The organism is Veillonellales bacterium, from assembly GCA_039680175.1.
GTDB lineage: Bacteria > Bacillota > Negativicutes > JAAYSF01 > JAAYSF01 > JBDKTO01.
Window position 1 is genome coordinate 1 of record JBDKTO010000032.1, and the last position, 21,428, is coordinate 21,428.

The 21,428-nt window shown below is 45.2% G+C and carries 22 protein-coding genes and 1 tRNA gene; 4 read left to right on the forward strand and 19 right to left on the reverse strand.

All coding sequences use genetic code 11. The features are described from left to right. Positions 1 to 274: 274 nt before the first annotated feature. A complete protein-coding gene (locus ABFC84_05345) occupies positions 275 to 466 on the reverse strand; it encodes a hypothetical protein (protein MEN6412179.1) in 192 nt (63 codons plus the stop codon). A 173-nt stretch (positions 467 to 639) separates the two neighbouring features. On the opposite strand from ABFC84_05345, the gene ABFC84_05350 reads away from it, so the two are divergent. The 4 genes from ABFC84_05350 to ABFC84_05365 all read left to right on the forward strand — a co-directional run bounded on the left by ABFC84_05350 (position 640) and on the right by ABFC84_05365 (position 4,280). Continuing rightward, positions 640 to 2,109: a recombinase family protein gene (locus tag ABFC84_05350; GenBank protein MEN6412180.1), complete on the forward strand. Its 1,470-nt coding sequence runs from the start codon at positions 640 to 642 to the stop codon at positions 2,107 to 2,109. Positions 2,110 to 2,333: 224 nt separating this feature from the next. Further along, the gene (locus ABFC84_05355) at positions 2,334 to 3,089 is read left to right on the forward strand and encodes a GntR family transcriptional regulator (GenBank protein ID MEN6412181.1); all 756 of its coding nucleotides are present in this window, start codon (positions 2,334 to 2,336) and stop codon (positions 3,087 to 3,089) included. 28 nt (positions 3,090 to 3,117) lie between these two features. After that, complete coding sequence (locus tag ABFC84_05360) at positions 3,118 to 4,032, forward strand: selenium metabolism-associated LysR family transcriptional regulator (protein ID MEN6412182.1); 915 nt, start codon at positions 3,118 to 3,120, stop codon at positions 4,030 to 4,032. 151 nt (positions 4,033 to 4,183) lie between these two features. Next, positions 4,184 to 4,280, forward strand: a tRNA-Sec gene (locus ABFC84_05365). A gap of 109 nt (positions 4,281 to 4,389) precedes the next feature. On the opposite strand, the gene selA is transcribed toward ABFC84_05365, so the two are convergent. From selA to ABFC84_05455, 18 genes are all read right to left on the reverse strand, one after another. Then, positions 4,390 to 5,790, reverse strand: a complete 1,401-nt coding sequence (gene selA, locus ABFC84_05370) for an L-seryl-tRNA(Sec) selenium transferase (GenBank protein ID MEN6412183.1) — start codon at positions 5,788 to 5,790, stop codon at positions 4,390 to 4,392. 15 nt (positions 5,791 to 5,805) lie between these two features. After that, positions 5,806 to 6,948 carry an aminotransferase class V-fold PLP-dependent enzyme gene (locus tag ABFC84_05375; GenBank protein MEN6412184.1) on the reverse strand — a complete coding sequence of 381 codons (1,143 nt, stop codon included), beginning with the start codon at positions 6,946 to 6,948 and terminating at the stop codon, positions 5,806 to 5,808. A 1-nt stretch (position 6,949) separates the two neighbouring features. Continuing rightward, a complete protein-coding gene (selB, locus tag ABFC84_05380; protein MEN6412185.1) occupies positions 6,950 to 8,857 on the reverse strand; it encodes a selenocysteine-specific translation elongation factor in 1,908 nt (635 codons plus the stop codon). 1 nt (position 8,858) lies between these two features. After that, positions 8,859 to 9,128 carry a DUF3343 domain-containing protein gene (locus tag ABFC84_05385; GenBank protein MEN6412186.1) on the reverse strand — a complete coding sequence of 90 codons (270 nt, stop codon included), beginning with the start codon at positions 9,126 to 9,128 and terminating at the stop codon, positions 8,859 to 8,861. 10 nt (positions 9,129 to 9,138) lie between these two features. Next, the gene (gene yedF / locus ABFC84_05390; GenBank protein MEN6412187.1) at positions 9,139 to 9,744 is read right to left on the reverse strand and encodes a sulfurtransferase-like selenium metabolism protein YedF; all 606 of its coding nucleotides are present in this window, start codon (positions 9,742 to 9,744) and stop codon (positions 9,139 to 9,141) included. Positions 9,745 to 9,759: 15 nt separating this feature from the next. Beyond that, positions 9,760 to 10,773 (reverse strand): selenide, water dikinase SelD, encoded by a 1,014-nt coding sequence (selD, locus tag ABFC84_05395; protein ID MEN6412188.1) that lies wholly within the window; start codon positions 10,771 to 10,773, stop codon positions 9,760 to 9,762. Between the two features lie 37 nt (positions 10,774 to 10,810). Next, the gene (locus ABFC84_05400) at positions 10,811 to 11,554 is read right to left on the reverse strand and encodes a phosphate ABC transporter ATP-binding protein (protein MEN6412189.1); all 744 of its coding nucleotides are present in this window, start codon (positions 11,552 to 11,554) and stop codon (positions 10,811 to 10,813) included. 2 nt (positions 11,555 to 11,556) lie between these two features. Continuing rightward, positions 11,557 to 12,372: an ABC transporter permease subunit gene (locus ABFC84_05405; GenBank protein ID MEN6412190.1), complete on the reverse strand. Its 816-nt coding sequence runs from the start codon at positions 12,370 to 12,372 to the stop codon at positions 11,557 to 11,559. Next, complete coding sequence (gene pstC / locus ABFC84_05410; protein ID MEN6412191.1) at positions 12,369 to 13,241, reverse strand: phosphate ABC transporter permease subunit PstC; 873 nt, start codon at positions 13,239 to 13,241, stop codon at positions 12,369 to 12,371. The genes ABFC84_05405 and pstC overlap by 4 nt, the downstream gene beginning before the upstream one ends. 330 nt (positions 13,242 to 13,571) lie before the next feature. Beyond that, complete coding sequence (locus tag ABFC84_05415) at positions 13,572 to 14,483, reverse strand: phosphate ABC transporter substrate-binding protein (GenBank protein MEN6412192.1); 912 nt, start codon at positions 14,481 to 14,483, stop codon at positions 13,572 to 13,574. 435 nt (positions 14,484 to 14,918) lie between these two features. Then, positions 14,919 to 16,073, reverse strand: coding sequence for a double-cubane-cluster-containing anaerobic reductase (locus tag ABFC84_05420; GenBank protein MEN6412193.1), 1,155 nt, complete (start codon positions 16,071 to 16,073; stop codon positions 14,919 to 14,921). A gap of 39 nt (positions 16,074 to 16,112) precedes the next feature. After that, on the reverse strand, positions 16,113 to 16,904 hold the full coding sequence (locus ABFC84_05425) for an acyl-CoA dehydratase activase (GenBank protein ID MEN6412194.1): 792 nt from the start codon (positions 16,902 to 16,904) through the stop codon (positions 16,113 to 16,115). A gap of 55 nt (positions 16,905 to 16,959) precedes the next feature. Beyond that, a complete protein-coding gene (locus ABFC84_05430; protein MEN6412195.1) occupies positions 16,960 to 17,190 on the reverse strand; it encodes a DUF3343 domain-containing protein in 231 nt (76 codons plus the stop codon). Continuing rightward, on the reverse strand, positions 17,190 to 17,396 hold the full coding sequence (locus tag ABFC84_05435) for a sulfurtransferase TusA family protein (GenBank protein ID MEN6412196.1): 207 nt from the start codon (positions 17,394 to 17,396) through the stop codon (positions 17,190 to 17,192). Before ABFC84_05435 ends, ABFC84_05430 begins: the two co-directional genes overlap by 1 nt. A gap of 11 nt (positions 17,397 to 17,407) precedes the next feature. Further along, a complete protein-coding gene (gene yedE / locus ABFC84_05440) occupies positions 17,408 to 18,505 on the reverse strand; it encodes a YedE family putative selenium transporter (GenBank protein MEN6412197.1) in 1,098 nt (365 codons plus the stop codon). A gap of 27 nt (positions 18,506 to 18,532) precedes the next feature. After that, complete coding sequence (locus tag ABFC84_05445; protein MEN6412198.1) at positions 18,533 to 19,678, reverse strand: aminotransferase class V-fold PLP-dependent enzyme; 1,146 nt, start codon at positions 19,676 to 19,678, stop codon at positions 18,533 to 18,535. A gap of 80 nt (positions 19,679 to 19,758) precedes the next feature. Beyond that, on the reverse strand, positions 19,759 to 20,622 hold the full coding sequence (locus tag ABFC84_05450) for a radical SAM protein (GenBank protein ID MEN6412199.1): 864 nt from the start codon (positions 20,620 to 20,622) through the stop codon (positions 19,759 to 19,761). Next, complete coding sequence (locus tag ABFC84_05455; GenBank protein MEN6412200.1) at positions 20,615 to 21,391, reverse strand: 4Fe-4S binding protein; 777 nt, start codon at positions 21,389 to 21,391, stop codon at positions 20,615 to 20,617. The genes ABFC84_05450 and ABFC84_05455 overlap by 8 nt, the downstream gene beginning before the upstream one ends. Positions 21,392 to 21,428 lie beyond the last annotated feature (37 nt).

A 21,428-nucleotide genomic window follows, 5' to 3' on the forward strand; every position in this document is an offset into this window, starting at 1 on the left:
ATTTGGCGCTCCAGGGAATGCCGTTGGCGTCTGTCCAAAACAGGCCGTGATCGTGCTGAACATACTGCCCGCCCCAGCCGGCCGCTTCAAAATCAGCCGGATCGGCGCCTTCCGTCAATTTATAAACCAGACCGGCAATCATCTCCATATGAGCCAGTTCTTCGGTGCCGATATCGGTGAGGATCGCTTTGGCGTTATCTGCATACCGATATATATATATAAAGCTAGCCGAACAATACTAGTACCCTTATGTATTATCACAACTTGTCCATTTTTAAGCCGCCGGATCATCACCCGGCTTTTCCTTCTTTTTTGCCCTTTTCACCATACGAGCTTCCCATTTTTCTTTAATTAACCGCCGCTTTTCTAGTAAGCGAATTACCGGGCCAACGCCTCCGGGTGAACTTGGCAAGCCATCAATCAGTATTCTGATTGCAGCTTTTTCTCCTGCTTTCCCCTCGGTCATCGATGTCACCCCCAGTAAAAATTTTATGCACAAACGGGTTGTCTCGGTGACTCTTATTTCTTAATTTCTTACTTCATCTTGAAGCATAAATGTTTTTGTGTTTCAGCTCGCAGCATATAATATACACAGATAAATTGTGATTGCTTTTTATTGCAAAAAGGGGTCGGTCTTATATGATAACCATAGCCGGATACGTTCGCGTTTCTAAAGAAGAACAGGCCGAAAAAGATCTTTCTATCCCCGCTCAAAAAGCGCGAATCATTGCCTATTGCCAATCGCAGGGCTGGGAATTGCGTGATATATATGTAGATGACGGATATAGCGCCAAAAACCTCAACCGACCGGAAATGAAGCGTCTTCTCAATGATTGCAAGCAGAATATGTTCAACGCAGTAGTAGTGGTGCGCCTGGACCGTATATCGCGTTCCCAAAAGGATGTGCTCTATCTTATAGAGGATGTGTTTGAACCAAACGAGATTGGCTTTAAATCAGTTACGCAGGCCTTTGACACAACGACTGCCTTTGGAAAAGCGGCAATCGGAATGATAGCCGTATTCGCCCAATTAGAACGCGATCAATTAATTGAACGTGTGTCGGAAGCAAAAAAAGAAGCCGCCCGTCAAGGCAGATTTATGGGAGGCCAGCCGCCCTTTGGCTATGCCCACAACCCTGCAAAGAAAATCGTAGAGATTAATGAAATTGAGGCCCAAGTCATACATATGATTTATAATATATACTTGCGGGGCGAAACGGGTTATCAAGCGATTGCCGACAAATTAAATGAACAAAAAATCTCACCAAGAAGGACGAAGTCGTGGAGCCGTTCCACTGTCCGCAAACTGCTGACCAATCCCTTCTATGCCGGCTATATCGCGCATAAAGAGCAATTTTACAAAGGACAGCATGATGCCATCGTAACAGTTGAACAATATAACGAAGTACAGGAATTATTAAAAACGCGAAATAAATACTTGCCGCAAATCCACTCCGGTCTCATCTCTGGCTGCATCTACTGCGGCGAATGCGGCGCCAGAATGCGCACAAAGAACGTATGGCAGAACCACCCTCAGACTGATCCAAAAAAGATTACCCGATACTATATTTGCTACTCGCAAGACGGCAGCACCCCTTATATGATCAAGAACGCGTCCTGCCGCTGCGGCTATAAAAAAGCAAATAATATTGATCAGCTTGTTATTAATCGTCTTATGAAGTACGCGACTAAACCAAGACTAGTCAAGGAAGTAGCCGCTGAGCTTCTTGCCAAAGTCAATACCGCATCAACCGCACTTGCTTCAGTGCAGACAAAAAAAGAACTGGAAGCCATCAAGAAAAAACTAAATAGATGGTATGATGCCTTTGAAAAAGGCGCCCTTGATCCGGAGCAGCTTACGGAAAGAGTTAAGGATTTAAGCGAACAGCGCTATCACCTTGAGCATCGGCTGCTTGAATATGAAGCAGCGGAAACAACAGTACAAGCGCAAGCCCGCTCCATCGAAGATTTTATTGAAACGCTGAAATCGTTTAAAAAAGTATGGCGCGAAGCTACGCCTGAGGAGCAAAAGGCAGTTGTGCGAAGCCTTATTAAGCGAGTAACTGTATATGAGGATAATCATATCGATATTGAATTTTTTTCAAAGTAAATTTATTCCAGGCGCAGAAATCCTTGCGAATCAAATATCAATATGCTAAAATAATTAATAGTTTGATTAATAATTATCTATCGACATACAAATGCTATGACATGTAAGTCAATTGTATATAATGGATATACAATTGACTTGTTTTTTCCCGGCTTTGGGGATCTGAGGTCGTAGGATGGATGCTTTAACTATTGAAATGAAAGACAAATACTGGAGGATCAGCTATGGACCAAAATGGAAAAGAATATCAAAAAGCTATTGAATATATCCGTTCATTAATTATTGACCAAAAAATCCAGATTGGGAGCAGAATTCCTCCGGAGCGAAAAATATCGGAAACTCTTTCTATTAGTCGTAATTCCACAAGAGAAGCTTTACGAATGCTTGAAAATATGGGTCTCATTGAAAGCCGGCAGGGCTTAGGCAACTATCTGAGCGGGAATGTATCGCAGAGCCTTTCAAAAATGATTGACGCTATGCTAATTCTGCAACAAACAGACGCCGAAGATATTTTTCAATTCCGGCGAGGGATTGAAAAAACCGTCTTCGATCTAGCCTATAAAAAGCGCAAAAATAACCCTTATCTTGCTCAGATGAAACCTCTGTTTCCCAAATTTCCCAAGGCAATGTTGGCTGCACAAATCGAAATGGACAAAGAATTCCACTACCTGCTGATACGTGCGGCAGGAAACAAACTGCTAAGCATCATGATGAGTTCTGTTTCCGACATTTATTACGAGGGGATTGATCTGGTATTGCGAAATGCATCACCTGAGGTGATGCACAACCTGCATCTGGCCCATTTGGCCATTTACGAAGGCCTTGTCCAGGATAACCCGGCAAGCGGAATACAGGCTATCGACCGGCATTATGATATCATTGACAAAATGTCCTTCCAAAAATATCAGATCGGAAATTTCTATACGGCACACACAAATGAGTCCACGCTATATACTTATAAAGTAGGCTGTGCGGATTAGGCGGAAACGCTAAATCGATTAATTTGTAGTGGGTGAAAAGATGGATTTCAAGCAAATTGAGGCATTTATCAATGTAATAAAATATAGGAGCTTTTCCAAGGCTGCGGACGCATCTTTTCTGACGCAGCCTACGATTAGTGCTCATATAAATTCGTTGGAGAAAGAACTGGGAGTAACTCTCATCGACCGGATGGGGAAAGAGTCGTACCCAACAAAAGAAGGCAGTCTCTTTTATAAATATGCTCTCGATCTTATTCATACGCGAGACAAGGCTGCCATGGCTGTCAGTAACAAAAGAAATGATATGTCAGGAATTTTGGAGGTACAGGCTTCCAGTATCCCGGGGCAGTATCTCGTACCCGTTCTTATGGCAAGATTTAAAGAACAATATGAAAACGTGCGGTTTTATTTGGAACAATCAGACAGTAAGCAGGCCGTTCGCAACATCTGTGACCATAAAGGCGAAATAGGATTCACCGGCTATCTCCGCAACAACGAACTGACATATGAGTTTCTTTGCCGGGATAAATGTGTCATTATTACGCCAAAACTGCCGAAATACCTCGCGTTGCGGGAGCGGAAGAAAAAAATTAACATTCTGGATTTTGATGGTGAATCCTTTATTTGGCGGGAAGAAGGCTCGGCGACCCGTAAAACCTTCGAAGATAGGTGTGTCCAAAGCGGTGTCCGAATTCATGCACTTGCTATGATGAATAACATAGGCGCTATTAAAACGGCAGTGTCTCAAGGCATGGGGATTTCCGTTTTATCCGAGATGGCGGTCCGGCATCAAGAAACGGAAGATGACTTTCTTTCTTTTGAAGTCGAAGAAGACTGTTTTGACCGGGAATTTTATATGATGTATAAGAAAAACGTTACGCTTTCACCTGTTGCTACCGAGTTTAAAACTTTTACGCAAAATTATTTCAAAGAAACCTTTTAGACTATTACCGATAATGCCTCGACAGTATGATGCCGGGGAAGAATAGACAAGCTTTGATTTGTCTATTCTTCCCCGGGCTAAGGCTTATTCTTGACATAAAAAATCGATTGTAGTATTATAAATTAGTTATTAATGTAGCAGCAATTGATATGGGGGAGTATGGGTTCTGGTGTTCCCTCTGGTCTTCAAAACCAGTATAAGGAGTTAAGAGCTTCTTAGGTGGGTTCGATTCCCACACTTTCCCGCCATATTTTTATTACAGCGCAAAAGGATAAGACGGATGCTGATCCGCCTTATCCTTTTTATTTTTTCTATTACTTGCTCATTATTACCGGCTGATTTAATATAGCTTCAGCTTCAATTTTTAAATACATCCCGTATGGCTTGTACAACCATAGAGAATTCTTCACACCGAATCGTGCGTACATCTAAGCAGACTTGATCTTTCCGGACGCGGACGATGACAGGAATTTTCCCCTGGTGCAGCCGTTTTTCTATATCTGCTGCCGTCATAGTATTTGATTCCACGGAAACGACATAGCCTGGAAGAGTGTATTCCGGATAAGATCCGCCGCCTACAACATCTGTTTCAGCGGCTATGTCAATCGCAAGGGGCAGCTGACACTGTCGCAGCATTTCTGCCAAAGTCTCCGCCTTTCTCCGGCATTCCTCCTCTGTCAGAGACAGCATCGCCAGTACGGGTATTTTTTTGACCGCTATTTTTTCATCGCGGTACAAATGAAGGGTTGCCTCCAAAGCAGCCAACGTCATTTTATCAACGCGCAGAGCCCGCAGGAGCTGGTTCTGCTTCATTTGTTCGATAAAACATTTCTTGCCGACGATAATGCCGGCCTGGGGGCCGCCGAGAAGCTTGTCGCCGCTAAAGGTCACCACATCGCAGCCCTGGTCAAGGGCTTCCTTCACTGTCGGCTCATAGGGCAGACCAAAACAGCGCATATCAACAAGCAGGCCGCTGCCTAAATCGTTGATAAAAGGTATCCCCCGCTCATGAGCCAGCACCGCCAGTTCCTCCGTAGCAACGCTTTCGGTAAAACCTATGATGCGGTAATTGCTGGTGTGCACCTTCATGACAGCGCCTGTCTTTTCATTGATGGCACAGCTGTAATCCTCCAGATGGGTCTTATTCGTCGTGCCGACCTCACAAATAGTTCCGCCGCTGCGCTCGATGACCTCGGGAATACGGAAAAATCCGCCTATTTCAACGAGCTCACCACGTGAAATCAAAACCTCGCGCCCCTTGACCAGCGTATCCAGGACAAGCAGGACTGCCGCCGCATTATTATTGACGACAAGCACATCCTCTGCACCCGTAAGCTCCCGCAGTATTTCGCTAAGATGGCTGTAGCGGGAGCCACGCTTTCCCTCATCCAAATTGTATTCCAAATTGGAGTAATGACAGGCAATATCCAATAGTTGTTTTTGCAGGCTGCTGCTTAGAATTGATCGCCCCAGATTTGTATGAATAATCGTCCCCGCAGCATTAACGACACGCTTGAGATGAAACTCCTTACGCTGTTCCAGTCTTGCCTGAACCAGTGTTTCCAAGGTCTGCTCCGTCGGTAACGTCGCCCTGATTCCCGACAAGAGTTCCTTGCGGATAGAAGCCAGTACACTTTGTATCGACTGTTTCACCAGATTCCGCGAAAAGGATTCCTCGAGACACACCATAGCCGGGCTTTTCAACAGTACATCTACCGACGGCAGATTTTCCAATAGCTGTTTTGCTTCTTTTTTCATAATAATACCTACTCTCTACCGCTTCGCTATACTTTTCAGAGCCTCAACGGCTTGACGCACGTCTTCCTCCGCCGTAAAGCTGGAAAAGGAAAAACGCACCGTACCGCGCCGCTCTGTCTGTAAGGCCTCATGCATCAGGGGAGCGCAATGAAAACCGGAACGCGTCGCCATGTGGAATTCCTCCCACAGAATTTCACTGACGACAGCTGAATCGGCATCACCAATATTGACGGAAAAAACGCTAACCCGGGGATGTGTAAAATCGCCGTATAAGGTGAGATTAGGAATAGACCGGGCTCCCCGAACAAATATCTGAGCCAGCCTGCTCTGCTTCTGCAGCATCTGCTCCACCGTCTTATCAAGAATATACCGGATGCCTGCCGCCAGACCTACGATTCCCGTTACATTGGCCGTCCCCGCTTCCAGCACGCCAGGTAGCCCTGCCGGCTGCTCGCGGTTAAAGGAATGAACCCCGTCGCCGCCTGTAATGAGCGGTTTGACTGTTAGGTCCTTCTTGAGACAAACACCACCAGTCCCGCCAGGTCCATAGAGGGATTTATGACCGGTAAAGCAAACAGCCGAAATAACACCGTCTGACAAGTCCACAGGATAGGCCCCGGCTGACTGGGAAACGTCGACGACGAGAAATATCCCATGTTTTTTGCAGAACTTCTTGATCCGATCCAAATCCAGGACATTGCCCGTTACATTGGAAGCATGGTTGCACACAACCATTTTCGTTTCAGGCCGCACCCTTTGCTCAAATTCATCATAGCGGAGAGCGCCTGTCAACGGCTCGCCGGAAATGAAATCGAGAAAAAGTCCTTGCTGCCTCATTTGATATAACGGTCGGAGCACAGCATTGTGCTCCCACACCGTCGTCAGCACATGATCACCGGGATGAAGGATCCCCTTTAAGACCACATTCAGGGCCGTTGTCGAATTATGCATAAAGACGACCTCATAATCCGAACTCGCCTGAAAGAGTTCCTTGACAAGACACTTCGCCGCCAGCACCTTTCGATAAGCATTGAGGGAATAACCATGGGCCCCGCGCGACGGATTTCCTAATTCCTGCGAATTTAACGCATCGTATACAGCCTGTGCCACCTGCTGCGGTTTTTGGACTGTCGTGGCGGCATTATCAAAATAGTGCATATTATTCCCCCACTTCCATACACTCACCGGCAACGCGGTAATCCTTCATACGCTTCGTAATATGCATTTTATCCATATATTCTAAAATCAATAGTGATGCCTTCCGGCTGGAGCCGATCATATCGCGAAAATCCCCCAGCTCAATCTTTTCATTTGTGCGAAGATACTCCCGCACCTGCTGCACTGCCTGCTGATAAAATCTCTTGAGAATAACATATTCAAAGGTCAAAAAAACGACAGTATCACCGTTCAGAGCTTCCAATACTGCGGCGGCATTCTTATCCGTCGCCGTGAACTCATCGGTCTTGACGGCCGTAAAGCCTGCTTTCTCCAAAGCCACCTCAATCTTCCTCTTAGTTTGCTGCTGAGCTGGATTGAAGACGACTTCAAAATTACTGGCAGCAATGATATGATCCTTTTCCCTACAAATACCGCCTTCGATCATTAGCTGCAAGAGCTCCGATATATCCCGTTCACTTAGATCCTTCCCCAGGCAAGACCGGAATTCACTAATGTCCATACCCTGCCGCAGAGAATGTTTTCGGTGATAGTTTAGCAGTATCTGCAAAACCTGCCCCCGCAGCTTCTTATATGTTTCTTTATGCAAATAACCCAGCGGCGTTTCCCGGATAACCTCAGCGCCGTTCAGTTGGTCGATAGCCATTTGCAGATCATCGCCGGAAAATCCTGTATATTCCTCCAGCTCTGCCTTCGTCGTAAAGGGCGATTTTTTATGCAGCAAGAAGTCGGCTACGATTTCATCGACAATCCCATCATCTTTGGCCTTTAAACTTTCCAAAATATCAGCCTTAAAGCGGCGGTGCTTGACCGGGCTGGCATCAAGGATTTCTCCGCCGGCGATTGTATGAATTGGAGAAAATGTGCGGAGAATAAAATAATCACGCTCCTTGACAACGAGCTGCTCCTGTTCCAGGCGCAGTTGCACAAATCCTTCTTCTCCCGGGTTGATTGCTTCAGTGCCAATAGGTACCGTCCGAGCCATCACCTCTCTCGTCCCTACGAGGAGGCGGACCCGATCCCATAAACCAATGGAAAGCGGCGATCTGCCAAGGCATTTTACCTTGACGTCAAGCATCCACGTAGCCTTGAGTTTATCCGACGCAGCGAGGACATCGCCCCGCTGAAGTTCATCTTTGGCGATATTGGCCAGATTCAAGGCCGTACGCTGTTTGGGTTCCGCTTTTTTTACATTCTGCTCATGAATCTGTATATTGCGAATGCGTACTTTCTTACCCCCGGGATATACATAGAGCTCGTCGCCAATAGAAACACTGCCATCGAGAAGCGTCCCTGTTACAACGGTACCAAATCCCTTGACACTGAATACCCTGTCAATATTCAGGCGGGCCATGCCGTCACTGACTACGTCAGGGATCTGCTCCGTCATGTCCTGTATTTTTTGGATCAGCTCGGGAATCCCCCTTCCCGTAACCGCGTCCGTTTCTACGATAGCCGCATCAGCTACAATTGTATCAGCCAGCTGATCCCGTATATCCTCAATCGCCATCTCCTTCAAGTCAGCATCTACTGTGTCGATCTTCGTTAGGACAATAAGAAAATTCCGCACTCCCAGCAGCGTCAATATGTCCAAGTGCTCCCGCGTCTGCGGCATAACGCCTTCGTTAGCATCAATGACAAGAAGAACCAAATTAATACCGGGCAAGCCGGCTACCATATTCTTTATAAATCTTTCGTGTCCGGGCACATCGACAATGCCTACCCTCGTATGATTGGGAAGATCAAGATAGGCAAAACCCAAATTGATCGACATGCCTCGTTTCTTTTCTTCTATCGTCGTATCCGTTTCAATACCAGTCAAGGCCTTGATCAACATTGTCTTGCCGTGATCGACATGTCCGGCCGTACCAATAACGATATGCTGTGCCATGTCACTGTAGCTCCTTTATCTGTTCATATGTAACCGTGAGTCCTTCTTGCCTGGCATGGTAAAAGCCTTCACACTGTATTTTCTTTTCCTGCAGCAGCGCTGCTAATGCCCCTTCATCCCCCAATGTGTATTTCAAGGAGAACCCGCAGCTGGCGTATATTTTCTCCGGCGTCGGTATGATGCGGATCTTCATCTGCCGCTCCTTGGTTGCAGCCTCCATTTCCATGGCGTCCTGTGTCGAATAAAAAAGGGCAACTCCATATCGTTCCATTATAGTCACCTCAAGGCTTTACAATCCGATAAGCTGAGCGCATCATTTCCACGATACGATACATATTCGTTATTTCACCGACTGCTACCTTTGCCGTCAGACCATAAAAATTCAAGCAGGCGCCGCACGCGTAGATTTCTACGCCCTTAGCAGCCAAATTTTTCAGATCCGCCAGGGATTCTGAACCCTCCGTGACAATAGGAACTCCGCCATTATAAAAGATGATCCGTTGAGGCAGGACATCCTGCTCGGTCAGCGTATAAATAAAGGTCTTCATTAGATTCTTGCCCAGCTTTTCCTCGCCGATACCCATCTTGTCGGAGTTAATGACGACGATATATTCATCATCAGCTTTATGACCTGCATTGACAGTCTGTTCTGTTTCCACAGTCTGCTCCGGTTCGACCGCTCCCTTGGTAATGACTACCGTATAGTGAGTTGGCGAATCCTCCTGCATTTGATAAACATAACCTAACTGCTTAGCCATTTTTTCTAGATTTTGTGTGGCAATTTTGTTATCGACCAGCGTTGTCACAGTATCGTGTTCTTTTAAAGCCTTACGCGTTTCAATGACCGGTAACGGACAAGCCTTGCCTAATGCATCTACTTTAAACATATTTATCCTCTCCTCTTAGTATATAGTAATTTCTTTATTTTCTTTTGGCACTATCGTGCCAAAATCAGCAGCTGGTATATGATTATTGTGGAGATCCTTCATCAAAGTCTCAACCTTTACCTCTGGAACTGTAACAAGAAGTCCTCCCGATGTTTGCGGGTCAAAAATAATTTCTTCTAAGCCAAAATCATCAATTTGAAAATCGATTTTATTCTCCAAATAATTGCGGTTCCGCTGTCCGCCTGCCGTCAGAATAAACTTTTTTGCGCCTTCGTAAGCTTCTGCAAAGTAGGGTAACTTTTTCGTATCTATATGGGCCGAATAAACACCGTGCAGCATTTCGTGCAAATGTCCGGCCAGGCCGAACCCCGTTACGTCTGTACAGCTAGTAACAGGATAATTTCGTATAATATCCATAGCATACTTATTTAAGGTCTGCATGCTGTCTGTCGCCTTTATGAAACTTTCCCGACTGATTTCCCCAGCGCTATAGCCAATAGTAATGATGCTGACTCCTAATGGTTTGGTCAAAATCAGATGGTCGCCTTCATGACATGTATCGTTGCGAAGGATTTGAGCCGGATGGACTGTCCCGGTAACAGCAAGACCATACTTTACGGTGCGGTCGTGTATGGAATGGCCGCCTGACAAAATACCGCCAGCTTCTTGCACTTTTTCTGCGCCGCCTTGCAGGATTTCCCGCAGGATCGACAAATCATTTTGCTCGGGAAAAGCGACAATATTTAAAGCCGATAAGACCATGCCGCCCATGGCATAGACATCGCTCAAAGCATTCGCCGCTGCGATCTTACCAAACAAATAGGGATCCGTCACCATCGTCGGAAAGAAGTCCACAGTCTGAATGATGGCCAGCGTATCCGACAATTTAATGACCGCCGAATCATCGGACGAATCAAAACCGACGAGAAGCTTGTCACTATTGAGCTTTGGCAACCCCTCCAGTAATTTCCCCAGATTACCGGCGCCGATTTTCGCGTTGCACCCGCCGCAAACTACTAATTGTTCCACATAAATCAACTCCTTTTATCTCGCTTCCCAGAAGCTCTCATAGAACATAACTCATGTATTCTCGCGTACGACTGTTAGCAGGACTTTTAAAAATCTGCTTTGTTGTACCAAATTCCAACGCTTCGCCGTTCTCCATAAAAAGCGTATAGTCAGCAATACGCTGGGCTTGTGACAAGTTATGCGTCACGATCACGATCGTATATTTTTCTTTGATCTGCCGCAAAGTATTTTCTATTTTCAATATATTCTTAATATCCAGAGCAGAACATGGTTCATCGAGAAGCAGTACTTTGGGATTAACAGCCAGGCTCCTGGCAATACAAAGTCGCTGCTGCTGTCCGCCCGATAAATTTCTGGCATCCATTTGGAGCTGCGCTGAAACCTCGTCATAAAGGCCTACTCTTTTCAAATTTTCCAGGATGATTTCACGTAGCTCTTTACTATCCTTGAGGCCATAATAGTTCAAAGCATAGCTCATATTTTTATAAACAGAAAAAGGAAAAGGCGACGGTTTTTGACATATAAGGCCGATGTTTTTCCGTATTTCCTGTTCAGGACGATCAAATATATTCTTCTTCTCCAATGTAACAATACCACTGATAACAACGCCGTCATTTTCTACGCTGCGATTCAGCGATTTCAGCAATGTTGTCTTGCCACACCCGGATGAACCGATAATAGCAGTAATCCGATTTCTATAGATCGGAAAAGTAATATTGTTTAAGATGCGCTTTTTATGAATGGTAACATTTAAATTCTTTACTTCAATGATAGGTTCCATGGTTATCCTTTTCTCCCATCTAAGCACTGGCAAGCTAAATTAATGATAATGAGCAGCACGAGCAGCACAAAGGCTGTCCCATAGGCCATTTCCAGGGAATAACCCTCATTGACCAATATATACAGATGATAAGGCAGCGCCATAAAGGGATCCAGCAGTGAGGGCAGCTTCCCTGTGTAGAGAACAGCACCTGTAAACATAATAGGAGCTGTCGCTCCCATGGCGTAGGCTGATGCCAGAGCAATTGTTGTAGCGATTTCTCTCCGGCATACAGGCAGAACGATGAACATTACTGTATGCGTCAGAGAAACACCTAATGCCAGGGACGAAGCGATAATTTCTCGGGAAAACTCGTTGAATACCTTCTCTATGCGCAGCGTAATGAAAGGGATGATCATAACAGCCAAAGTAATTCCTGCCGACAGAAGGCTTTTGGGAATAGCTGCATCCATGATAAGGAAACTATAGCCAAACAGGCCAAGCACAATCGAGGGAATTCCCGAAATACACTGGATCACAAAACGGTTGATTTCATATATAGCTTTATTCCGACAAAAAAAGCTCAAATAGATAGCCGTTGCCAGGGAAAAAATACCGGCAATCAACGCCGCTACAGCACCCAGATAGAGACTCCCCATAATGGCGGGAAAAATCCCCCCCGCCATGCCCAGCGGCATACCTTGGGGATAATTGAGAAGAAACTGCCCATTGATAACACTATATCCTTTAAAAAGAATATAGAGAAAGATAAAAAGGACAACAACTCCAACGATCAATCCGCTTGCATAGGAAAAGCAGCGAAGCAGCATATCCTTCATTGTCGTCCCCACTCTCTAAAGTGGTTTTTAAAAAAGTAAAATAACAGATTACACAAAACCAGCATGACGAGCAGCACCAGTCCCGCCGCATACAGGGCATGATAATGAGGGCTGTCATAGGCCGCACTGCCCATCTCCAATGCAATCAAGGCGGGAATCGTTTCTCCTTTATGGAGCAATTCCGGCAGAACGGACGCATTTCCCATGACCATCATGACTGCCATGGTTTCACCCATAGCCCGCGAAAAAGCTAAGATCAGGCTGACGCCGACGGCCCGAAAGGACTGGGGCAGAATAATTCTTCTTATCGTATACCATGAGCTCACACCGAGGTTCAGGGAAGGCCCTTCATACAGAGTTCTTCCATTCGTCAGCGATTCTGTACAATTTGTAATAATAAAGGGAAGGATCATGACGGCCAGCAGAACTGCTCCGGCCAGTACGCACTCGCCGGAGGAAATGCCGATGGTACTTTCAAAAAAACGGACGACGATCATCAAGCCGATAAAGCCAAAAATAACGGAAGGTACACCCGCCAGCATATCAATGAAGGATAAAAGGATCCGTCCCCCTTTTTCCTGAATACAAAAGCAGATACAAACAGCACAGCCGATACCTATCGGCAGAGCCATACAAATCGCTAAGCTGGATACGTAGAAACTTCCTAATATCATAGCCAATATGCCAAATTCTCCCGTTTCCCCAACAGGGTTCCATTCCGTTCCAAAAATAAAATTGACCGGACTGACCGTTTGAAACACCGGCAATCCTTCTACCGTCATATAGACGATAAGAAATACCAGCATGAAAAAGGTAAAGGCCGTGCATATTTTTATTAGAATTTCCAGAATGCGATCAAAGCTGCCCATTTAATATTCTCGATTCATTGTAAAATGAAATACAATAGAAAAATAAACAACCAAAGTGAACACCCGAGTATGATAAAGATGACAAAATCCAATCATAAGGTGGTTTTCACTATGGCTGTTTATCATAAGGATAGCACCTCCACGTCATCTTTTTGACATGTAAGACTTGCGGAAAGAGGCTACATAGAACATTCACTACGTTATATTGCACAGCAATTTCATCGCTGATTATATTGATGGTTCATGCTGCTTGATTGGCTGCTATTTTACCAAAACATTCAACTTGCATTTGCAAAGTGCGTTTATGCATAAAATGTTTCGGGTCTTAGATTATTTTACCGAAATAAATCCCATAGCTTCTACAACCTTGAGACCCGCTTCGGACCGTACATAATCCATAAATGATTTTTGCAGCGCTGTAAGCTCGCCATGGCCGACAATCAGAAGCGGTCTCTGTATTTTATAGGTGCCGTCTAAAATAGTTTCCGGCGTAGCAGCCACACCGTCGACCTTGAGCGGGAACAGCTTACCCTCGTTTTGTTTAGACACGCCATAAGAAGCATAGCCGATAGCATACTCATTCTCAATAACCTTGGCAACAAGAGCCCCCATAGAAGGAGCCTGAATAGCCGTTTTGACAATTTTCTCCTCACCCATGATATTTTTTTGGAATACTTCATGAGCGCCGCCGCCAACATCTCTCGTTACGACGACGATTTCCTTATTCGGCAAGGATGGATCAACCTGATTCCAAGTTTTATATTCACCAGAAAAAATCTTCTTTACTTCTTCACTGGTAAGATTATCCTTAACGTTTTTAATCGGATTTTTCTGGTTGACAGCGATAGTCAGCGCATCAATTCCCACCTTGTATTCCTTATAATCCTTAATTTTGGCCTTTTCCTCCTCTTTTACATTCCGTGACACGAGACCAAAATCAGCTGTGCCATCAATAATGGCCTTAATACCGGCACCTGATCCGCCGGAAGAAACATAAATCGTAATATTCGAATCAGGCAGTGAAGAATCTACCTTATTCCATTTCTCATTTTTTTCCGTAAAATCCGTAGCTATTTTAGAAATAACCGGCGACAATGTCGACGATCCGTTGAACATAATCTGTGCCGAGACATTTTTCCCTGCCGGTTTTCCCGCGCTGTCATTTTTTGTGCCGCATGCCGTCAAAACGAATATCATACTAAACAAGACAATTACAGCCAATATACTTTTTTTCTTAAACACAATAAATCCTCCTTGAAATATGGTGCGGCTGTTTAATAAACATTACATAAACAACCGTAGTTTGTCATGTTTTAACGTGCCAATATAATATAATATAGTTCGACTTTCCTATTATTGCGTTAGCACTGGTACTACCAGTGCTAACGCCTTTATTATAGCATAGAGCCCCTTACTCATCAATAAAAATTCCTCAATATGTGTTTAACTTGTGATAATGTCACTACGAACAATAATATGCATTTTGCATTTTCTTATGTTACAGCAACAACTGAATCGATTTTCTGTTATTTCAGAAGTCATTGATGACCTTATGACAAGTACGGCTGCTGCTGTCAGTTTAGAAATCAGTAGCGCCAATTGGTATTCGGACAAAATCTTGGAATCACAATGGGACAAGAGGTTGTCTATGTATTCAAGAGAACAATGTATTATTTTTTAGCCTATCATTTCTAAAAAGGCTTGAATGCGGGTTTTAAGTTGTTCTACATCACCTTGAGAATAATCGGTTTCAATATGCAGCAGAGGGATACCGCCGTTTGCTTGCAGATGTCTGCCCAACAGAGCATTTTCTACATTATAGGTATGACAACCCTGCCAAACAATATCGACCACACCGTCCGCATTGAAATCCCTGACGGCTGCGCTGATATTTTTCAGTCGCTTAGGATTCGGACTCATACACGAACAGGGAATGTTTAAATATTTTTCCGCTATCGCGGTAAGCGGCTCTTTGGTTTCATCTACTAAATCAACATATTGCTTCATTCCAGAGCAATTTTCAATATAAACAATGGCAGCGCCGCACTCTTCAATTATTTTCAAAACTTTCTCGGCACCTAGCCCGGTAGGTACACCAGTAATAACAATACGTTTCGCCCCCTGTGGGAAGACGCCTTCCTTCCTTTGAATCCGTTCTTCCAGCTGGGTGATAAGTTCATTAACCTTGGCAGCAAACTCCTTACGGTCAAAAGCAAAATTTCGGGCCCACAATACTTCTAACAAGTCATGCCCGCTAAAGGGTACCGGATCAGCCTGCATGGTATTTGACAACCGCTGTAAAAGAATTCGTTCTTCGTTTAACTCTTTTATGGCTTTGCGTAAGTTATCGTCGGTAATTTGAATACCAAAACGTTCTTCTAAAACAGCCTTTAATTTTTTTACGCTTTCCAACCAATATGCTTTATCTTCATCGGTTTGATACCCTTTGGGCAAACTCATTACATGCACTGGTTTGAAATCTGCCATCAATTCAAACATTTTTTTCTTTCCATCACAGGTTGTTTCCCCAACAATCAAATCAGAAAAATGGAAGTATGGGCATTTGTCGGTTACGGCAAAACCATATGAAGATTTGATAAGCGGGCAAAAATTTCGCGGTAATGTTTTTTCGCCGGCGGCAATCAGTTCTTCCTTTGTTGCGCATAGGGGAACGGGAATTGCACCGATAGCTAACACCAATTCCTGCGGCGCAAATGTACAGTAAAAGCCAACTACCTTTTTCCCTTTTTCTTTCATTTCCTTCAGTGCTATCCCTGCGTTGGGAATAAGCCCATCAAAGCCTTCCATACCCTGTATTCTTGCTACTGTCATTATTTTCCCTCCTTTATTTTCCAAACTAAAAGTTTTCATTCAAGCTTCTGATTTTTCGTTTTTATCCCAAGCCAGCAATGCCGCACCAATAGCTCCGGCAAACACCGCTTGTTCCGGAACAATGACCCTCAGCCCCAAATCCTGTTCCAAGTAGTTTATCAAGGTGGTAATCCTTGACATCCCGCCGGTTAATACCACGGGTACCTGCGGATTAATGCGGTCTGCCATCGCTGCGACCCGTCCGGTAATGGACTTTATAATGCCCGCCAATATTTCATGCCTATCCTTGCCTTGATTTAACAAGCCAATGACCTCGGATTCTGCAAACACTGTGCACATAGCATTAATCGGGCAAGGTGTTACTCCCGCCAATGACATGTCTGCCAATGCACACAATTGAATGCCTAGTGCCATTGTCATGACTTGCAAAAAGCGGCCTGTCCCGGCAGCGCACTTATCGTTCATCACAAAATCCTGCACATGACCAAACTGATCTAGCCGAATAGCTTTTGCGTCCTGTCCACCGATATCAACAACCGTCTTTGCACCAGGGCATAAATAAGCAGCCCCTTTTGCGTGACACGTAATCTCGGTCATGGTGTGCGTGACAAATGGCAAGTTGTTGCGCCCATACCCGGTACCAACCACTCGTTTCAGCTCGCACATGTCAATCTGCCAGCCACAAGCTGCCTCTTTCAGCAAAGCCAACGCTTCTTCCCTGGGATTCCAGCCTGCCGGCCGTATTTGATAACTAAATCTTTTTCCATCATATAATGCTACTTTAAGTGCGGTTGACCCGGCATCTATTCCTGCAACAACCGATTTACTCAAATAAGTCACACTCCGAATAAACGTTATATTATAAGAAATTTGCAATATACTGGGGTCAAAACTTAATTACATGAGTCTCATCCCACTCAATCCCTTCTTTCTCAAGGGCCTTAAGTAAAGGATCCTGCAAATCCACCGCCGTTTTCCAGGCGATACCGCAACCTGCTGAAAGCTGGCGCGGCACTGGAATCAGGCGCCCTGCAAAACCCTTCTCCTTTGAAAGAAACTCAGTAGCCATGGCTTCCGACGTGGTATGAAAGGTCACCACCAAAACTGACCCAGTCATTAACTTATTTCCATCTCGAAGTCATCCCCAACTTTCCTTACAGAAACCTTTTTCCCCTTACCCTCGACAAATTCTTTGATATTGGCTACGGTATGAGCTTCGCTAGCCAGCACTTTGAATGAATCGTTTTCTCCGTCTTGCAGCGCATTAGACACCATCAATACCGGTTCAGGACAAGATAATCCTCGAACATCTAATTTCTTCATTTCCATCCTCCTTATTTATTCACTGCGTTCTTCTTAATACCGATAAAAGCTATTACAAACAACAGGGCGATGCAAGCAATGGTCATAATCTGTCCATTCAACCCAGGGCCGCCAAACACAGCTGCCGCTTCCGTTGTTGCCTTGCTTGCTGCTGAAGACGCTAAGTCAAAATTATGAGCCAATGCACCACCAAAAAACATTCCCACTACGGTTACCCCTGCATCAGAAGAACCGGAACCTGCCAATACCAATTGTCTCAGAGGACATCCCCCCAAAAGCACTGCTGCAAAGCCCACTACATACATTCCTAAAATGTTCCAAGTTATTTGAGCATGAGCAATAGGACCAAAAGTGGCAAATTTAAAATTACCGGATACAATATTATAAATCAGCATCATAACAAAAATTCCGCCGACAACCGAAAAAAGCTTGAAATCTTTCATGAGGATTATATCACGCAGGGAACCCGCAAAACACATTCTGGTTTTTTGCGCAATTATACCAAAAATAATGCCAACCACAAGACTCAGCAACAAAGGAGCATGCATGCTCCCCGGCCCCTTCGTGCTAACGGCAAAAAGCGTAGTCGTTGCACTGAGCACCAGCAAAACCACTAAAACTGCCGGCAAAAAATAACCGTTCTCCTTCTTTACAGGGTAGGACCGGCCCAGACTGAAACCTTTCTTAAGCATGTAAGCCCCTGTAGCTACCCCGCCTATAAAACCAATCAGCCCTACATAAGCGCTAATATCTCCTGCAGACATTCGCAGAACCATGCGGAGGGGACACCCCAAGAAGACCAGAGCACCAATCATCATAAGCGTTCCCAAAACAAAACGTATCATTGGAGAAGAACCCGCCATAGAACGATATTCCCTAGTCGTCAGGGAAATTATAAAAGAACCCGCCACTATCCCCACAATTTCCGGACGGAAATACTGAACAACCGGCGTTGTCTGAAACTTCATCGCACCTGCACTATCCCGTATAAAACAGGCGATACAAAAAGCCATATTCTTTGGATTACCGTTCATCGCCAAAATAACTGCTCCCAGCCCTGCCAGTAACCCTAAGAAAAAGATACCTTTTTTTTCTTGCAAAAAATTCATGACACCCTCCCTAAAAATAATAAATACCTATTTACATCTCGATGATGCGATCTCTTTCATCGCTCTAATCGCAGCCTCCACCTCCTCTTCGTTGTTCATGTGTGAAAAACTGAACCGCACAATGCCTTGCGCCTCCGTTTTGAATGTTTTATGCATTAAAGGAGCACAGTGCGCTCCCGGGCGAGTGGCAATATCATACTGTTGAGAAAGGCAATCGCTGATTACTCCGGCATCTTCCTCACCCAAGTTCAATGCCACAATAGCCCCACGATTTTTTTGGTCATAATCTCCATAAAATTGGATCCCGTCGATAGAGCGGACTCCTTCATAAAACTGCTTTGCGAGCGCTTGCTCCTTCTGGCGAAGGGCATCCATCCCCTGAGCCTCAATATAAGAAATGGCCGCCGATAACCCTGCTATACCATGTCCATTTAGTGTTCCTGCCTCCAACGCTACCGGCATTACCTCCGGTTGATAATGAGCAAAACTATGTACACCGCTGCCGCCCACTAATAAGGGCGAAATCACGCAATTTTTAGAAACACAAATTCCACCCGTTCCCTGTGGTCCAAGAAGGCCCTTGTGGCCGGTAAAACACACCACACTAATATGCATTGCCTCCATATCTATAGGAAAGACTCCTGCAGTTTGGGAAGCATCTAAGATAAAGTATACCCCGTGCGCCTTGGCAATCTGTCCCAACGCCTCTATATCCGTTACATTCCCTGTCACATTAGAAGCATGAGTTGTTACAAGAACCCGAGTTTTGTTTGTCATAGCCATATCCACTGCCGCCGGGTCAATTCTCCCCATGTCATCTGCCGGAACGATGGTATAGTCCACACCTTTTTCAGCCAATCTATAAATTGGCCTAAGCACGGAATTGTGCTCAATAGCTGTAGTAACCACATGGTCTCCCGGTGAGAGCAACCCGCAAAGTGCCACATTAAGCGCTTCCGTTGAATTTTTGGTAAAAGCCACCTGACTAGGGCTTAGCACACCAAAAAGCTGCGCCAACTGTCTGCGTGTTTTGTAGATGATACGATCCGCCGACAGTGCCTGTTCATGGGCACCACGAGATGCATTGCCCATCTTGCGCATCCCGTCTACTACCGCATCAATAACACAATCCGGCTTAACCATCGTCGTCGCTGCATTGTCCAAATAAATCAAAAAACTTACCCCCTATATGATGTTTGAGCAATAGTACGTACCTATATCATTAACTCGCCATAACAGTCTATGAATCCCGGCTAACAGGATATGGCAGGCACACACCCTTCAGTTTCAGGAGTACGCAGGAGTCCGACAGCATCTGCACGGCACCTGCAACAATGATAGATCTGCGGGATGTGAACAATGGCTAATTTTCTGATACGAGCTATATCTGCCTCCGTGGGAGGTACCAGATTTTCGAAGGGAGTGTCATGAACAGGGATCAGTGGCATACAATTCATAACATCTGCACCCCATAAAGCCGCCTTTTCAGCAATTGCAGGAATATGATCCATATTGATGCCAGGTAGAACGACAGTATTAATCTTAACAATCAATCCTCGCCGCTTCAGGCCTACAATTGCCTCATCCTGATGGCGCAGGAGTATCTTGGCGGCTTCGATCCCTTTGTAAATCCGATGATTTATCTTGATCGAAGCATAAATATTTTCCCCGATATATGGATCAACGGCATTGACCGTAACCGTGACATGGGTCGCCCCGACATCGACCAGTTCATCAATATGGTCAGACAGATTTAGCCCATTGGTAGAAATACAAATCAGAAGATCAGGATGGCTGACATGCACAGCTCGCAATGTTTCTAGTGTTCGTTCCGGGTCGCAAAGGGGATCCCCCGGCCCGGCAATCCCCACTACGGCGATATCCGATCTTTGTTTCAAAAGCTTATTTAGATCCGCTATGGCTTCAGTCGGTTCAAGAATACGCCGGGTCACCCCAGGACGGCTTTCGTTGACACAGTCATAGAGACGATTGCAAAAGTTGCACTGAATATTGCAGTTGGGTGCCACAGGCAGATGAACCCGTCCCCAGCATGCACTTGCTTGGACATGGAAGCAGGGATGATTTGCAAGGAATCTTCGTTTCCAAAGTTCACTCATTGGAATTCCCCTTTCGCCCGAATTTGATCGCATCTACGGGACAGGATTTCAGACAATCTCCACAGTTGGTACAATTTGTTTCATCGGGACGGGTTCCCATTTCGCATTTTCGTAAACAAGCATTGCAATCGTCGCAAACACTTGTCTTAAAAATCCGAAAAATCGCCACGCCCTTAGAAAGCTCAAATAGCCCACCCATGGGGCAAACAAAACGGCACCATAGATTGGCAACGAATAATCCCGCTGCCACTAATCCAAGTACAACAAACGTGCGGATCAACCAAGATATAGATGCATGCTCAAAAGAAAGATAAATCGAATTCCAAAATTCACCAACCCGAATCGGTACCATAGATCGCGGATTGTGAATGCCAAGCCACAGAATCAAAACCACCACCAGCCCAACAACCATTCCCAAAGGAGCAAGCTTCATAAGCCGATTACGAACATGTAACTTTGAAAATGATATCTTGCCGATCATCTGATTGACAAAGCCGCCGGGACAGAGCCAACCGCAAAAAGCCCGCCCGACTAATAACACAGACGTCGGCAGGAGCAGCCAGAAGCCCCAAAAATAACTCGTAATCCTACCCCAGCAGGTAATTACCGGGCAAACCTGGCAATTCACAAAAGGAACGAGAAAAGGGCAGCGAAAGATGCCATAAAAGGCCCATTGTCCAAGAATACCCAGCATGGCTAGCTGTGTGGCCCTGCGAATCTTCGGCAGAATGAAGCCGCCTGATTTTGATATTCCTGTTTGATTAGACATCTTTTACACCCAGCTTTTCTATCAGTGTCCGACCCCT

What these genes read in the sequence shown, in the direction of transcription:
- ABFC84_05345 (MEN6412179.1), bottom strand. Translation starts at nt 466, where the DNA reads ATGACCGAGGGGAAAGCAGGAGAAAAAGCTGCAATCAGAATACTGATT.
- ABFC84_05350 (MEN6412180.1), top strand. Translation starts at nt 640, where the DNA reads ATGATAACCATAGCCGGATACGTTCGCGTTTCTAAAGAAGAACAGGCC.
- ABFC84_05355 (MEN6412181.1), top strand. Translation starts at nt 2,334, where the DNA reads ATGGACCAAAATGGAAAAGAATATCAAAAAGCTATTGAATATATCCGT.
- selA (MEN6412183.1), bottom strand. Translation starts at nt 5,790, where the DNA reads ATGAAAAAAGAAGCAAAACAGCTATTGGAAAATCTGCCGTCGGTAGAT.
- ABFC84_05375 (MEN6412184.1), bottom strand. Translation starts at nt 6,948, where the DNA reads ATGCACTATTTTGATAATGCCGCCACGACAGTCCAAAAACCGCAGCAG.
- selB (MEN6412185.1), bottom strand. Translation starts at nt 8,857, where the DNA reads ATGGCACAGCATATCGTTATTGGTACGGCCGGACATGTCGATCACGGC.
- ABFC84_05385 (MEN6412186.1), bottom strand. Translation starts at nt 9,128, where the DNA reads ATGGAACGATATGGAGTTGCCCTTTTTTATTCGACACAGGACGCCATG.
- yedF (MEN6412187.1), bottom strand. Translation starts at nt 9,744, where the DNA reads ATGTTTAAAGTAGATGCATTAGGCAAGGCTTGTCCGTTACCGGTCATT.
- ABFC84_05400 (MEN6412189.1), bottom strand. Translation starts at nt 11,554, where the DNA reads ATGGAACCTATCATTGAAGTAAAGAATTTAAATGTTACCATTCATAAA.
- ABFC84_05405 (MEN6412190.1), bottom strand. Translation starts at nt 12,372, where the DNA reads ATGAAGGATATGCTGCTTCGCTGCTTTTCCTATGCAAGCGGATTGATC.
- pstC (MEN6412191.1), bottom strand. Translation starts at nt 13,241, where the DNA reads ATGGGCAGCTTTGATCGCATTCTGGAAATTCTAATAAAAATATGCACG.
- ABFC84_05420 (MEN6412193.1), bottom strand. Translation starts at nt 16,073, where the DNA reads ATGACAGTAGCAAGAATACAGGGTATGGAAGGCTTTGATGGGCTTATT.
- ABFC84_05430 (MEN6412195.1), bottom strand. Translation starts at nt 17,190, where the DNA reads ATGACTGGGTCAGTTTTGGTGGTGACCTTTCATACCACGTCGGAAGCC.
- ABFC84_05435 (MEN6412196.1), bottom strand. Translation starts at nt 17,396, where the DNA reads ATGAAGAAATTAGATGTTCGAGGATTATCTTGTCCTGAACCGGTATTG.
- yedE (MEN6412197.1), bottom strand. Translation starts at nt 18,505, where the DNA reads ATGAATTTTTTGCAAGAAAAAAAAGGTATCTTTTTCTTAGGGTTACTG.
- ABFC84_05450 (MEN6412199.1), bottom strand. Translation starts at nt 20,622, where the DNA reads ATGAGTGAACTTTGGAAACGAAGATTCCTTGCAAATCATCCCTGCTTC.
- ABFC84_05455 (MEN6412200.1), bottom strand. Translation starts at nt 21,391, where the DNA reads ATGTCTAATCAAACAGGAATATCAAAATCAGGCGGCTTCATTCTGCCG.